Genomic DNA, 15,287 nt, shown 5'->3' with positions numbered 1-15,287 from the left:
CAACAAGCAACAAAGAAAGCAGGTGTCCCCGCGGTGGGAAAAGTGACTGACATGCGATCGAACTCGGTGGGTCTCAACCTCACGGACTCCGTCTATGAGCGCTTGCTCTCCGAGCGCATCATCTTCCTGGGCTCGGAGGTGAACGACGAGGTCGCCAACCGGTTGTGCGCGCAGATTCTGCTGCTCGCCGCCGAGGACGGCGATAAGGACATCAACCTCTACATCAACTCGCCGGGCGGCTCGATCAGCGCCGGCATGGCCATCTACGACACGATGGTTCTGGCGCCCTGCGACATCGCGACCTACGCGATGGGCATGGCCGCCTCGATGGGGGAGTTCCTGCTGGCAGCAGGTACCAAGGGTAAGCGGTACGCGTTGCCGCACGCCCGCATCCTGATGCACCAGCCCCTCGGTGGAGTCACCGGCAGCGCGGCCGACATCGCCATCCAGGCTGAGCAGTTCGCCGTCATCAAGAAAGAGATGTTCCGCCTCAACGCCGAGTTCACCGGTCAGTCCATCGAACGCATCGAGGCCGACTCGGATCGCGACCGCTGGTTCACCGCCCAGGAAGCCCTGGAATACGGCTTTGTCGACCACATCATCACCCGCGCCGCACACATCAACGGAGACGCATAATGAATCCCCAGATCCAGCCGCAGGCGCGCTACATCCTGCCGTCGTTCATCGAGCACTCCAGCTTCGGCGTCAAGGAATCCAACCCGTACAACAAGCTGTTCGAGGAACGCATCATCTTCCTCGGCGTCCAGGTCGACGATGCGTCGGCCAACGACATCATGGCGCAGCTGCTGGTGCTGGAATCGTTGGACCCCGACCGCGACATCACCATGTACATCAACTCGCCCGGTGGCGGGTTCACCTCACTGATGGCGATCTACGACACGATGCAGTACGTGCGGGCCGACATCCAGACCGTGTGCCTGGGTCAAGCCGCGTCTGCGGCCGCGGTGCTGTTGGCTGCCGGCACACCCGGTAAGCGGATGGCGCTGCCCAACGCGCGGGTGCTGATCCACCAGCCGTCGCTGTCCGGCGTGATCCAGGGGCAGTTCTCCGACCTGGAGATCCAGGCCGCCGAGATCGAGCGGATGCGCACGCTGATGGAGACCACGCTGGCCCGCCACACCGGCAAGGATGCTGAGGTGATTCGCAAGGACACCGACCGGGACAAGATCCTCACCGCCGAGGACGCCAAGGATTACGGCATCATCGACACGGTGCTGGAGTACCGGAAACTTTCCGCGCAGAACGCCTGACCGCCGGCACTCTGAGCGTCGGTGGCGTAACGACCGCGACACGCCAGAGACACGTAAAGCGCGTCTCGTCGAGTGACGGACCCCGACGGGCGATATGTTGCTTGCACACGAGAAGCGCGATCATCCAGTGAATCCCAAGCAAGCTATTCGGCGTTAACGGTCGCGGCGAGCCGGAACAAACGGGTAGCGTCGTGGGGAACACGCGGCAGGCAAGACGATACGGCGACACAGGAAGTAGGCCCTGAAGCATCATGGCGCGCATCGGAGACGGCGGTGACTTGCTGAAGTGCTCGTTCTGCGGAAAGAGCCAGAAGCAAGTCAAGAAACTCATTGCGGGCCCCGGTGTGTACATCTGTGACGAGTGCATCGACCTGTGCAACGAGATCATCGAAGAGGAACTCGCCGACGCTGACGATGTGAAGCTCGACGAATTGCCCAAGCCGATCGAGATCCGCGACTTCCTCGAGGGTTACGTCATCGGGCAGGACACCGCCAAGCGGACGCTGGCGGTCGCGGTCTACAACCATTACAAGCGCATCCAGGCTGGCGAAAAGGGCCGTGACTCGCGCTACGAGCCCGTCGAACTGACCAAGTCCAACATCCTGATGCTGGGTCCGACCGGTTGCGGCAAGACCTACCTGGCCCAGACGCTGGCCAAGATGCTCAACGTGCCGTTCGCCATCGCCGACGCCACCGCGCTGACCGAGGCCGGTTATGTGGGCGAAGACGTCGAGAACATCTTGCTCAAGCTCATCCAGGCCGCCGACTATGACGTCAAGCGTGCCGAAACCGGCATCATCTACATCGACGAGGTCGACAAGATCGCTCGCAAGAGTGAGAACCCGTCGATCACCCGTGATGTTTCCGGCGAGGGCGTCCAGCAGGCCCTGCTCAAGATCCTGGAGGGCACCCAGGCCTCGGTGCCGCCGCAGGGCGGCCGCAAGCACCCGCACCAGGAGTTCATCCAGATCGACACCACCAACGTGCTGTTCATCGTCGCGGGCGCCTTCGCCGGTCTGGAAAAGATCATCTACGAACGGGTCGGCAAGCGGGGCCTGGGCTTCGGCGCCGAGGTGCGTTCGAAGGCCGAGATCGACACCACCGACCACTTTGCCGAAGTGATGCCGGAGGATCTGATCAAGTTCGGCCTGATCCCGGAGTTCATCGGCCGCCTCCCAGTCGTCGCGTCGGTCACCAACCTGGACAAAGAATCCCTGGTCAAGATCCTGTCCGAGCCGAAGAACGCGTTGGTCAAGCAGTACACGCGGCTCTTCGAGATGGACAACGTGGAGCTGGAATTCACCGGCGACGCCCTCGAGGCCATCGCCGACCAGGCGATTCATCGCGGCACCGGTGCCCGTGGCCTGCGCGCCATCATGGAAGAAGTCTTGCTGCCGGTGATGTACGACATCCCGAGCCGCGACGACGTCGCCAAGGTGGTCGTCACCAAAGAAACGGTGCAGGACAACGTGTTGCCGACGATCGTGCCGCGCAAGCAGTCCCGCAGCGAGCGACGCGACAAGACCGCTTAAACGCCCCGGCTTCCTGCGCGAGCCGTAGCTCGTGCGCGGGCGGAGCGCGCCGTCTCGCCGGCACAGTGACCAAAACCACAGTTTTGCTCCTGACGCCCACCGGCGTCACCGTGACATCGGCATTTACCTGCGTACTCGCCGGTAATAAGCCTGAGGCGTCGAACAGACATCCTTAGAAAAGTGTCATAATTGGTACCGCTGGTGACAGCAAAAACGTGTTAGCGGAGATGGCACTTCGGCGCGCGTATCGTCGAGCTGCAGCGGAGTGCCCGTCCGGAGGGCCAATGGAAGGCGGAGGCGTGAATCCGAACGGCAACGGCGCCGGGACAGAGTCTCACAACGGATCGCAAAGTCAAGTCGGCCGACAGCGGCTGGAGAACGTCGTCATCCGATTCGCCGGGGACTCCGGCGACGGCATGCAGCTGACCGGTGACCGGTTCACCTCAGACGCGGCCCTGCTGGGCAACGACCTGGCCACGCAGCCCAACTATCCCGCCGAGATCCGCGCTCCCGCAGGGACTTTGCCGGGCGTCTCGTCCTTCCAGATACAGATCGCCGACTACGACGTACTGACCGCCGGAGACCGGCCGGACGTGTTGGTCGCGATGAACCCCGCGGCCCTCAAGGCCAACATCGGCGACCTGCCGCGCGGGGGCATGGTGATCGTGAATTCCGACGAATTCACCAAGCGCAATCTCACCAAGGTCGGCTACGTCACCAATCCCCTCGAGACTGATGAGCTCGAGGAATATGTGGTGCATTCCGTTGCGATGACCACGCTCACTCTCGGCGCCGTCGAAGCGATCGGGGCGACCAAGAAAGACGGTCAGCGCGCCAAGAACATGTTCGCCCTGGGCCTGCTGTCGTGGATGTACGGGCGTCCGATCCAGACCAGTGAGAACTTCATCCGGGAGAAATTCGTCCGCAAGCCCGATGTGGCCGAGGCCAATGTGCTGGCCCTCAAAGCGGGCTGGAATTACGGCGAGACAACCGAGGCGTTCGGCACCACTTACGAGGTGTCCAAGGCTTCGCTGCCGGCCGGCGAGTACCGGCAGATCTCCGGTAACACCGCGCTGGCCTATGGCATCGTCGCCGCGGGCCAATTGGCCGACAAGCAGGTAGTGCTCGGCAGCTACCCGATCACGCCGGCGTCGGACATCCTGCACGAGCTGTCCAAACACAAGAACTTCAACGTCATCACCTTCCAGGCCGAGGATGAGATCGGTGGCATCTGCGCCGCCATCGGCGCCTCGTACGGCGGCGCGCTGGGCGTCACCAGCACTTCAGGCCCCGGCATTTCGCTGAAGTCCGAAGCACTCGGGTTGAGCGTGATGACCGAACTGCCGCTGATCGTGATTGATGTGCAGCGCGGCGGTCCGTCAACGGGTCTGCCGACCAAAACCGAGCAGGCCGACCTGTTGCAGGCGCTGTTCGGCCGCAACGGTGAGTCCCCGGTGGCCGTGGTGGCGCCCCGGTCACCCTCGGACTGTTTCGAGACAGCTATCGAAGCTGTCCGCATCGCGGTGTCGTACCACACCCCGGTGATCGTGCTCTCTGACGGCGCCATCGCCAATGGCTCCGAACCGTGGCGCATCCCGGACGTCACTTCGCTGAAGCCGATCAAGCACGTCTTTGCCAAACCGGACGAGCCGTTCCAGCCGTATGCCCGCCACCGGGACACCTTGGCCCGACAGTTCGCAGTGCCCGGAACGCCGGGTCTGGAGCACCGCATCGGCGGCCTGGAGGCGGCGAACGGTTCTGGTGACATCTCCTACGAGCCGGTCAACCATGACCTGATGGTCCGGATCCGGCAGGCCAAGATCGACGGCATCAGTGTCCCGGATCTCGAGGTGGATGATCCCACCAGCGACGCCGAGCTGCTCCTGATCGGGTGGGGGAGCTCCTACGGACCGATCGGTGAAGCCTGCCGACGGGCGCGCCGCAAGGGCGTCAAGGTGGCCCACGCCCACCTGCGCTACCTCAACCCGTTCCCGGCCAACCTCGGGGACGTGCTGCGGCGTTATCCGCAGGTGGTGTGCCCGGAGATGAACCTCGGCCAACTCGCGATGCTGTTGCGGGCGAAGTACCTGGTCAACGTGCAATCGGTCAGCAAGGTGCACGGCCTGGCGTTCCTCGCCGACGAAGTGGGCCGCATCATCCGTGCTGCCTTGGGTGGCACGTTGGCCGAGATCGAACAGGACAAAGCGATGGTCGCCAGGCTGGGCGCGGCAACGGTCGGAGCGAACGCGTGACGATGCAGAGCGTAGCGATGAGGAGGAGCGGCGCAGATGACTTCCGCCGGTGACGATGCAGAGCGTAGCGATGAGGAGGAGCGGCGCAGATGACTTCCGCCGGTGACGATGCAGAGCGTAGCGATGAGGAGGAGCGGCGCAGATGACTAGCGTGATCGGCACAGACCTCGGTATCACCCCGGAGTCACATCGCAGATTGACCAAGAACGACGGGGTGCCCACTACCGACCAGCCGCAGAAGGGCAAGGACTTCACCAGCGACCAGGAGGTGCGCTGGTGCCCGGGTTGCGGTGACTACGTCATCCTCAACACGATCCGCAACTTCCTGCCCGAACTCGGGCTGCGTCGCGAGAACATCGTCTTCATCAGCGGTATCGGCTGCTCCAGCCGTTTCCCCTACTACCTGGAAACCTACGGGTTCCACTCAATTCACGGCCGCGCACCGGCTATTGCCACCGGTTTGGCTCTGGCCCGTGAAGATCTGTCCGTCTGGGTGGTCACCGGCGACGGTGACGCGCTGTCGATCGGCGGCAACCACCTGATCCACGCGTTGCGCCGCAACGTCAACATCACCATCCTGCTGTTCAATAACCGGATCTACGGTCTGACCAAGGGTCAGTATTCGCCGACGTCCGAGGTCGGCAAGGTGACCAAGTCGACGCCCATGGGTTCGCTGGACCATCCGTTCAACCCGGTGTCGCTGGCGCTGGGCGCCGAAGCGACGTTCGTCGGCCGCGCGTTGGACTCCGATCGCGCTGGTCTGTCCGAGGTGCTGCGAGCGGCCGCCCAACATCGCGGTGCCGCCCTGGTCGAGATCATGCAGGACTGCCCGATCTTCAACGACGGCTCGTTCGACGCGCTGCGCAAAGAGGGTGCGGAAGAGCGTGTGATCAAGGTGAGCCACGGTGAGCCGATCGTCTTCGGCGGCAACGGCGAGTTCTGCGTGGTTAAGTCCGGCTTCGGCCTCGAGGTCGCCAAGACCGCAGACGTGCCCGCGGACGAGATCGTGGTGCACGACGCGCACACTGACGACTCGGCATACGCCTTCGCGTTGTCCCGGTTGTCGGACCAGAACCTCGACCACATGGTGATGGGCATCTTCCGCGACATCAGCCGCCCGACCTACGACGACGCGGCCCGATCGCAGGTCGAAGCCGCGCAGAAGTCGCGCGCCTCCGACGAGGCCGCGCTGCAGTCGCTGCTGCGCGGGCGCGACACCTGGACCGTGGGCTGAGGTGGCAGCGCAGGTGTCTGACGAGGGTGCAGCCGCCGGTTCGCTGGCCGGGGTGGTCCTTGCCGGCGGAGAGTCGCGGCGCATGGGTCGCGACAAGGCCACTCTGACCGTGCCGGGTGGTTCCACCACGTTGGTCGAGCATGTTGTCGACGTCCTCGGTCAGCGCTGCTCACCGGTCTACGTGGTGGCGGCTCCGGGGCAGCCCCTGCCTGCCTTGCCGGTGCCAATTCTGCGTGACGAACTTCGCGGCCTCGGACCGTTGCCGGCAACCGGTCGTGGCCTGCGCGCGGCAGCCCAGGCGGGAGCCCGCTGGGCATTCGTATCGGCGGTCGACATGCCTTCTCTCACAGCGGATTTGATCGACGACCTGATGCGTCTCGCCGCGGAGACGGACGCCGAGGTGGTGATGCCGTGGGATGGCCGCAGCCACTATCTGGCAGCGGTGTACCGCACGGACCTGGCCGACCGGATCGATGCGCTGGTCGCTGCCGGCCAGCGCAAGATGAGTGCGCTGATCGACGCATCGGACTCCCAGCAGATCGTGCTGGCCGACACCGATGTGTTGACCAATGTGAACACCGAGTCGGACCTGCGGGCGCCGGCCCGCTCGGCCCGCTGACCCGGCATCCGAGGCGCCCCAACGCGTTTGGGGACTTCATTACGTTATTGGTTGATGATCTGCTTGTAGATGCGGTCATTGTCGCTAAACGCGATGCATACAACGGCGTTTGACGGGCATTGCTCGTCAGCGCTAATGCCGCTCGAACTCGGGCGCCTTCGCGAGAAGTGTTGCAAAAGTGGGTATCTAGAGGATCAGTGCACTGCGGCCGGCTGAATTGGTCTAGGTCACTATCGAACTTGTTTGTGGCTCTGGTCACTCCGATAAGCTTTGTGCGAGGCTGGTTTTGTTCGCATGTCGGATATCGAAATCCGGTGTCCCAGCTCACAATTAGTGCGTGATTCGGCTCACGAAGCGTTGCTCGCACCGCCCCTTGTTCGTCGTGCCGGAATGCGCTGATGACCTGCAGTGATCATTCTGGATTCGACTCGTGATCAGTCCGTGATCCGGTCGAGATATCCGCATCATCGAGGTGACGAATTCAAATCGTTATCGTACGGTCCATTTAGCCCAGAAACGGGCGCGGTAAATAGATCAAAAATTGAATCCACGGACCCGCGTGTGAGCGGAACTGGGGACGACGCCAAGGTGGGTCGCCCCGACGGGTGACTGGCCACCGGCCGCCCCGGACGATTGAGTCCTCCGCTGTCGTGCCGAAACGAGACGGCACGCCCTGAAGCGATTTTATGCACCAATCACAACCCTCAACCCACTTCGGTGGGCTGGTTTCAGCGCGCGCGCAACGAAAGGAAATAGGTTGAAGAACGTCCGCAAGACGCTCATCGTCGCCGCGATTACAGGGACGCTCGTGACCGTGCCGACTACCGGCATCGCTCATGCGGATGTCCCGGGTGTGGACCCGAACGTGGCGCCTGGTTTTGACCCGAACGCCCCGGCTCCCGACGCGCCGCCGGCGCCCGAGCCCGTGGCATTCGACCCCACCGCACCGTCCCCGGATGCGCCGCCGGCCCCGGATGCGCCGGTTGGTTTCGACCCCAACCTGCCCGCCCCGGATGCTCCGCCTGTCGACCAGGTTCCGGCGCCCGCGCCGGCCAGGGCGTACAGCGTGAACTGGGACGCGATCGCGCAGTGCGAGTCCGGTGGTAACTGGGGCATCAGCACCGGTAACGGCTACTCCGGTGGTCTGCAGTTCACCCCGAGCACTTGGCGTGCCAACGGTGGTGCGGGTTCCGCTGCCGGCGCGAGCCGTGAGGAGCAGATCCGCGTGGCCGAGAATGTGCTGCACTCGCAGGGCATCGGCGCGTGGCCGGTCTGCGGTCGACGCGGCTGATCAACTGATGTACGGCAGGGTGCCGGGCCTTCGGGCCCGGCACTTCGTCGTATCGGGTGTCGCTGTTGGCAGGTCAAACGACGGGCTGGGGCGAGTCCGCCGAGCAGTGACCGGGGCCGGTGACGCAGACCGCGCCAGCTTGCCCACATCGCCGGGAGTAGCGTCGGGCGGGTGACTGATACGCCACGCGAATTCGACATCATCCTTTACGGCGCAACCGGCTTCGTCGGCAAGCTGACTGCGGAATACCTGGCCCGGGCCGGTGGCGATGCGCGCATCGCCCTGGCCGGCAGGTCGAAAGAGCGGCTGGCAGAGGTACGACGGTCCATCGGCGCGTCGGCAGAGCAGTGGTCTGAAGTAGCCGCGGATGCCACCGACCCGTCGAGCCTGAAGGAAATGGCCGCCCGCACGCGGGTGGTCATCACCACGGTAGGTCCCTACACCCGATACGGGCTGCCGCTGGTGGCCGCGTGCGCCGCCGCCGGCACCGACTACGCCGACCTGACCGGCGAGGCCAACTTCGTCCGGGAGAGCATCGACGTCTACCACAAGCAGGCCGCCGATACCGGTGCCCGGATCGTGCACGCGTGCGGATTCGACTCGGTGCCATCCGATCTGACCGTATTTGCGTTGCATCGCGCCGCTCAGCAGGACGACGCGGGAGATCTGACCGACACCAACCTCGTGGTGCGTTCCTTCCGGGGTGGACTGTCCGGCGGCACCATCGCATCGATGCTCGAACTGATGCGCGCTGCGTCCAAAGATGCCGAGGTGCGCCGTCAGCTCCTGGATCCCTACACCCTCAGCGATGACCGCGGTGCAGAACCCGATGTCGGACCGCAACCCGATCTGCCCTTGCGGCGTGGTCGCCAGATCGCGCCGGAGCTCAACGGTTTGTGGACGGCGGGGTTCGTGATGGCCCCGTACAACACTCGGATCGTGCGGCGGAGCAACGCACTGCTGGACTGGGCGTACGGCCGCGAGTTCCGCTACGCCGAGAGCATGAACCTCGGATCTTCCGCGATCTCCCCGGTGGCCTCTGCTCTGATCACCAGTGCCAGCAACGCGGTGTTCGGCTTGGGCAGTCGCTTCCTCGGTCTGTTGCCCGCCAACCTGATGGAACGGGTACTGCCCAAACCCGGCACCGGTCCCAGTGCCCAGGCCCGCGAGCGTGGTTACTACAAAGTCGAGACCTACACCACGACGACGTCCGGCGCCCGCTACGTGGCGCGCATGGAACAGCGGGGCGACCCGGGGTATAAGGCGACCTCGGTCATGCTGGGCGAATGCGGCCTCGCGCTGGCACAGGACCGCGACAAGCTTCCTGACCTGCACGGCGTGCTGACCCCGGCGGCCGCCATGGGTGATGCGCTGCTGGCCCGCTTCCCGGGCGCGGGTATCTCGCTGGAGACCGAACGGTTAATTTGACGTGCGGGTTGAAATTGGGCTGCGTCCAGGGGTGACGAACCAGATCGCGCGAGTCTAGTGTCGAATCGGGGCGTCTTTCATACCAGCAACGAAGGTGGACAGCGATGGCCGGACTCGATGACCTGTATGCGCAGATTCCCACCTCAGACATCGCCACCAAACTCGATGCCGACCAAGGCGAAGTCGAAAAGGCGGTACACACGCTGGTGCCGGTATTGCTCAGCGGTCTGCAGCACAATTCCCAAGATCCCGAGCACGCCAGCAAGATCGAATCGGCAGCCAGTGGCCACGCCGCCCGCGGCCTGCTTGACGCCGGCGGCGGTGTCGACCAGGTCGACGAGCAGGACGGGCACCAGGCCGTGGCGACCCTATTCGGCGGCAAGGACACCGACCAGGTGGCGGCGGCGCTAGCCGGCGGGGGCGCGGGCAACAGGGACCTGCTCAAGCAACTACTGCCGGTCGTGCTGCCAATTGTGTTGGCGTACATAGGCAAACAACTTGGATCGGACGGCGCCGCCGCCGAGACCACGGCGTCGCAGCAACGGACGTCCGGTGGCGGGCTGGGAGACATCCTGGGCAGCATCCTCGGCGGCGGCAACGACAAGTCACTCGGCGGCATCCTGGGCAGCGTGCTGGGCAATAAGGGCGGTGGCCTCGGGGACATCCTCGGCGGGCTCCTCGGTGGCAAGAAATAGACTGTGCGACAACAGGATTGCGCTGAGTGCAAACCTGTTTCGGGCGCAGCAAGATGGGTAAGTCTGTGTTCAGGGGTACCAGGACGGACGGTCGGCGGGTGTCGACCGTACTTGGAAACGACAGGGATGGAGAGGGTAAGTCATGTCAGACACGCTCACCGAAGGACAGAAGCTGGTCAGAGGGGAGTCGCTGGTCTCCAACAACGGCGCCTACACCCTGACCCTGCAGGACGACGGCAACCTGGTGCTGGCCGCTCGGGGAAAGCCGTTGTGGGACACCGGGACCAACGGTCAGAATGTGGTGCGCGCCGAGGTGCAGACCGATGGCAACTTCGTGCTCTACACGTCGGACAAGCCGGTGTGGCACAGCGACACCAAGGGCAAGAAGCAGGTCCGGCTGGTCCTGCAGGACGACCGCAACCTGGTGCTCTACGCCGGTGACGGTAAAGCCGCGTGGTCGACCAAAACCGAGACCGACGCGCCCCCGCCCCCCGAGCCGGTCGCCGAGGCAGAGAAGTCCGGTTCCGAGTCCGCCAAGGGCGGTTGGTGGGGTTCAGACGAGCCGGCCCAGAACGCCGTCGCTGAATCCCACGAAGAGGCACCCGCCGAACCGCCCCCGGCCGAGCCTGCTGCCCGTACCCACACCGTCGAGTCCGGCGACACGCTGTGGGCCATTGCCGAGCGCTTCTACGGCGACGGCAGCAAGTACCAGCTGATTGCGGACGCCAGCGGCATCCCCAACCCCGACTTGATCTACCCCGGTCAGGTGCTCACGATTCCGTAATCGGCTCCGGTCTCGGAGGCCCAACCCGGCGGCGCGGCTGGCGGTTCCTAGAATTGTGCGGTGACCGCCAGCCCCCGCCCCGCCGACGACCAGCTGCCCAAGTCGTGGGATCCGGCCGCGATGGAGGGCGCCATCTACCAGAAGTGGCTGGATGCCGGCTACTTCACCGCGGACCCGCACAGCGACAAGCCGCCGTACTCGATCGTGCTGCCGCCGCCCAACGTGACAGGCACGCTGCACATGGGTCATGCGTTGGAGCACACCATGATGGATGCGCTCACCCGTCGCAAGCGCATGCAGGGCTACGAGGTGCTGTGGCAGCCGGGCATGGATCACGCCGGCATCGCCACCCAGAGCGTGGTGGAGAAACAACTCGCGGTCGACGGCAAGACCAAGGAAGACTTTGGCCGTGAACTGTTCGTCGAGAAGGTGTGGGACTGGAAGCGGGAGTCCGGCGGCGCGATCGGCGGTCAGATGCGCCGGTTGGGCGACGGCGTGGACTGGAGCCGTGACCGGTTCACCATGGACGAAGGTCTGTCGCGGGCGGTACGGACGATGTTCAAGCGGCTCTACGACGCCGGGCTGATTTATCAAGCCGAGCGACTGGTCAACTGGTCACCGGTGCTGGAGACAGCCATCTCCGATCTCGAGGTCAACTACCAGGACGTCGAGGGCGAGTTGGTGTCGTTCCGTTACGGCTCCCTCGACGACGCCGAACCCCACATCGTGGTCGCCACCACCCGGGTCGAGACGATGCTGGGTGACACCGCCATTGCGGTACACCCCGACGACGAGCGCTACCGTCAGTTGGTCGGGACCAAGTTGCCGCACCCGTTCGTCGACCGCGAGATGATCGTCGTTGCCGACGCGCATGTGGATCCCGAATTCGGTACCGGCGCAGTCAAAGTCACCCCCGCCCACGACCCGAACGACTTCGAGATCGGATTGCGGCATCAGTTGCCGATGCCGTCGATCCTGGATACCAAGGGGCGCATCGTCGGCACCGGGACGCAGTTCGACGGCATGGACCGCTTCGAGGCCCGGGTCGCGGTGCGCGAGGCACTGGCGGCGCAGGGCCGAGTCGTGGCCGAAAAACGGCCCTATCTGCACAGTGTCGGGCACTCCGAGCGCAGTGGTGAGCCGATCGAGCCACGGTTGTCGCTGCAGTGGTGGGTCCGGGTGGAGTCGCTGGCCAAGGCGGCCGGCGACGCGGTTCGCAACGGGCACACCGTGATTCACCCCGCCAGTCTTGAACCGCGGTGGTTCGCGTGGGTGGACGACATGCACGACTGGTGCATCTCGCGCCAGCTGTGGTGGGGTCACCGCATCCCGATCTGGTACGGGCCCGACGGCCAGCAGATGTGCGTCGGTCCCGACGAGACACCGCCCGACGGGTGGGAGCAGGACCCCGACGTGCTGGACACGTGGTTCTCTTCGGCACTGTGGCCGTTCTCCACTCTGGGTTGGCCGGAACAGACCGCCGCACTGGAAAAGTTCTACCCGACAAGCGTTCTGGTCACCGGCTACGACATCCTGTTCTTCTGGGTGGCCCGGATGATGATGTTCGGCACGTTCGTCGGCGGCGACGACACCATCACCCTCGCCGGTCAGCGCGGCCCCCAGGTGCCGTTCACCGACGTGTTCCTGCACGGTCTGATCCGCGACGAATTCGGCCGCAAGATGAGTAAGTCCAAGGGCAACGTCATCGACCCGCTGGACTGGATCGACAAATACGGCGCGGATGCGTTGCGGTTCACGTTGGCGCGGGGGGCCAGTCCCGGGGGTGACCTGGCGATCGGCGAGGACGCCGTCCGCGCGTCGCGCAACTTCGGCACCAAGCTGTTCAACGCCACCCGGTACGCGCTGATGAACGGCGCGGCAGCAGCCTTCCGGGCACCTTTCCCCGCCCTCGACGAGTTGACCGACGCCGACCGCTGGATTCTGGGCAGGCTGGAACAGGTTCGGGCCGAGGTGGATTCGGCCTTCGACAGCTACGAGTTCAGCCGCGCCTGCGAGTCGTTGTACCATTTCGCCTGGGACGAATTCTGCGACTGGTACGTCGAACTGGCCAAAACGCAACTCGCGCAAGGTAATCCGCACACTGCGGCGGTGTTGGCCGCTGGGCTGGACGCCCTGCTGCGGCTACTGCATCCGGTGATTCCGTTCCTCACCGAGGCGCTGTGGCAGGCGCTCACCGGTCAGGAGTCGCTGGTCATCGCCGAATGGCCGAGTTCGTCCGACATCGAGCTGGACAACGTTGCCGCACAACGGATCACCGACATGCAGAAACTGGTGACCGAGGTGCGCCGGTTCCGTAGCGACCAGGGTCTGGCCGATCGGCAGAAGGTGCCGGCACGGTTGGTCGGTGTCCAGGACGTCGATCTGAACGAGCAGGTGCCCGCCGTGACGTCACTGGCCTGGCTCACCTCACCGGGTGCGGACTTCGCGGCCTCGGTGTCGCTGGAGGTGCGGCTGAGCGCGGGGACGGTGGTCGTCGAGCTGGATACGTCGGGCACCATCGACGTCGCCGCCGAACGGCGTCGGCTCGAAAAGGACTTGGCGGCGGCGCAAAAGGAACTGGCGTCCACCGCCGCCAAGCTCGCCAACGCAGACTTCCGGGCCAAGGCGCCCGAAGCCGTCGTCGGTAAGATTCGCGACCGACAGCAGTTGGCGCAGGAGGAATCCGACCGCATCACCGCGCGATTGGCGGCGCTGCGGTGAGTTCCGAGGCATCCGACTGGTCCGAACAGGCCACCGACGCGGCGCCGACCCCGGACGAGATCGCGTCGTTGTTACAGGTGGAACACCTGCTGGACCAGCGCTGGCCGGAGACCCGCATCGAACCCAGCCTGACCCGGATCAGCGCGCTGATGGATCTGCTCGGTTCGCCGCAACTGAGCTATCCCGCCATCCACATCGCCGGCACCAACGGCAAGACCTCAGTCGCCCGCATGATCGATGCGCTGCTCACCTCGTTGCAGATGCGCACCGGGCGCACCACCAGCCCGCATCTGCAGTCCGCGGTCGAGCGCATCTCGATCGACGGCACGCCGATCACCCCGGCGCGTTACGTCGAAACCTACCGGGAGCTCGAGCCGTTCGTGCAGATGGTCGACGAACAGTCGCAGGCAACCGGGGGCCCGGCGATGAGCAAGTTCGAGGTGCTCACCGCAATGGCGTTCGCCGCGTTCGCGGACGCGCCCGTCGACGTCGCCGTCGTCGAGGTGGGCATGGGCGGCCGGTGGGACGCCACCAACGTGATCAACGCGCCGGTGGCGGTCATCACCCCGATCAGCGTCGACCACGTCGACTATCTCGGCGACGACATCGCCGGGATCGCGGGGGAGAAGGCGGGCATCATCACCCGCGCGCCCGACGGCGCGCCCGACACCGTCGCGGTCATCGGCCGGCAGACGCCCGAAGCCATGGAGGTGCTACTGGCGCAGTCGGTGCGCGCCGATGCCGCAGTGGCCCGACAGGATTCGGAGTTCGCGGTGCTGCAACGTCAGGTCGCCATCGGCGGCCAGGTGCTGGAACTGCAGGGCCTGGGCGGGGTGTACTCCGATATCTACCTGCCGCTGCACGGCGAACATCAAGCGCACAACGCGGCGCTGGCGCTGGCCGCGGTCGAGGCCTTCTTCGGCGCCGGCGCCCAGCGCCAACTCGACATCGACGCCGTGCGGGCCGGCTTCGCCGCCGTCGCCAGCCCGGGACGGCTGGAACGGATGCGCAGCGCCCCAACGGTTTTCATCGACGCCGCGCACAATCCCGCCGGGGCTGCCGCGCTGGCCCGGACGCTGACCGACGAATTCGACTTCCGCACGCTGGTCGGCGTGCTCAGCGTGCTGACCGACAAAGACGCCGACGGCATTCTGGCGGCCCTGGAACCGGTGCTCGATTCCGTCGTCGTCACGAATAACGGCTCACCACGCGCGCTGGACGTCGAGGCGCTCGAGCTGGCGGCGCAGCAGCGGTTCGGTCCGGACCGGGTGGTCACGGCCGAGAACATGCGCGACGCCATCGACGCCGCAACCGCCCTGGTCGACGATGCCGGTGCCGAGGACGGGATCGCGTCAGGAGCCGGGATCATCATCACCGGGTCGGTGGTCACCGCCGGGGCGGCACGAACCCTGTTCGGGCGTGATCCGCAGTGACTGAACAGGGGCCGCCGCGGCCCGACC

The 15,287-nt window shown here is 65.2% G+C and carries 12 protein-coding genes; all 12 read left to right on the top strand.

The window, feature by feature from the left end; all coding sequences use genetic code 11:
* Positions 1–33 precede the first annotated feature (33 nt).
* The 12 genes from AC5Y3Z_RS18630 (at position 34) to folC (ending at position 15,260) form a co-directional block, all read left to right on the top strand.
* Positions 34–636 (top strand): ATP-dependent Clp protease proteolytic subunit, encoded by a 603-nt coding sequence (locus AC5Y3Z_RS18630; RefSeq protein WP_463824866.1) that lies wholly within the window; start codon positions 34–36, stop codon positions 634–636.
* On the top strand, positions 636–1,271 hold the full coding sequence (clpP2, locus tag AC5Y3Z_RS18625) for an ATP-dependent CLP protease proteolytic subunit ClpP2 (protein ID WP_463824865.1): 636 nt from the start codon (positions 636–638) through the stop codon (positions 1,269–1,271). Before AC5Y3Z_RS18630 ends, clpP2 begins: the two co-directional genes overlap by 1 nt.
* A 251-nt stretch (positions 1,272–1,522) precedes the next feature.
* A complete protein-coding gene (clpX, locus tag AC5Y3Z_RS18620; protein WP_463824864.1) occupies positions 1,523–2,803 on the top strand; it encodes an ATP-dependent Clp protease ATP-binding subunit ClpX in 1,281 nt (426 codons plus the stop codon).
* 299 nt (positions 2,804–3,102) lie between these two features.
* Positions 3,103–5,055 (top strand): 2-oxoacid:acceptor oxidoreductase subunit alpha, encoded by a 1,953-nt coding sequence (locus tag AC5Y3Z_RS18615; RefSeq protein ID WP_463824863.1) that lies wholly within the window; start codon positions 3,103–3,105, stop codon positions 5,053–5,055.
* Positions 5,056–5,197: 142 nt separating this feature from the next.
* Positions 5,198–6,289, top strand: coding sequence for a 2-oxoacid:ferredoxin oxidoreductase subunit beta (locus tag AC5Y3Z_RS18610; RefSeq protein ID WP_463824862.1), 1,092 nt, complete (start codon positions 5,198–5,200; stop codon positions 6,287–6,289).
* Between the two features lie 13 nt (positions 6,290–6,302).
* The gene (gene mobA, locus AC5Y3Z_RS18605) at positions 6,303–6,908 is read left to right on the top strand and encodes a molybdenum cofactor guanylyltransferase (protein WP_463824861.1); all 606 of its coding nucleotides are present in this window, start codon (positions 6,303–6,305) and stop codon (positions 6,906–6,908) included.
* A gap of 757 nt (positions 6,909–7,665) precedes the next feature.
* Complete coding sequence (locus AC5Y3Z_RS18600; RefSeq protein ID WP_463824860.1) at positions 7,666–8,199, top strand: transglycosylase family protein; 534 nt, start codon at positions 7,666–7,668, stop codon at positions 8,197–8,199.
* A 171-nt stretch (positions 8,200–8,370) separates the two neighbouring features.
* Complete coding sequence (locus AC5Y3Z_RS18595) at positions 8,371–9,627, top strand: saccharopine dehydrogenase family protein (protein WP_463824859.1); 1,257 nt, start codon at positions 8,371–8,373, stop codon at positions 9,625–9,627.
* Positions 9,628–9,731: 104 nt separating this feature from the next.
* The gene (locus tag AC5Y3Z_RS18590; RefSeq protein ID WP_463824858.1) at positions 9,732–10,322 is read left to right on the top strand and encodes a DUF937 domain-containing protein; all 591 of its coding nucleotides are present in this window, start codon (positions 9,732–9,734) and stop codon (positions 10,320–10,322) included.
* Between the two features lie 142 nt (positions 10,323–10,464).
* Entirely contained in the window at positions 10,465–11,106 is a 642-nt protein-coding gene (locus AC5Y3Z_RS18585) for a LysM peptidoglycan-binding domain-containing protein (protein ID WP_463824857.1), read from the top strand.
* Positions 11,107–11,166: 60 nt separating this feature from the next.
* Complete coding sequence (locus tag AC5Y3Z_RS18580; protein ID WP_463824856.1) at positions 11,167–13,827, top strand: valine--tRNA ligase; 2,661 nt, start codon at positions 11,167–11,169, stop codon at positions 13,825–13,827.
* A complete protein-coding gene (gene folC, locus AC5Y3Z_RS18575) occupies positions 13,824–15,260 on the top strand; it encodes a bifunctional tetrahydrofolate synthase/dihydrofolate synthase (RefSeq protein WP_463824855.1) in 1,437 nt (478 codons plus the stop codon). Before AC5Y3Z_RS18580 ends, folC begins: the two co-directional genes overlap by 4 nt.
* Positions 15,261–15,287 lie beyond the last annotated feature (27 nt).

This window comes from Mycobacterium sp. NGS61 (assembly GCF_059812325.1).
The sequence above is the reverse complement of the archived record's forward strand: the minus strand, read 5'-3'. Positions and strand labels throughout refer to the sequence as shown.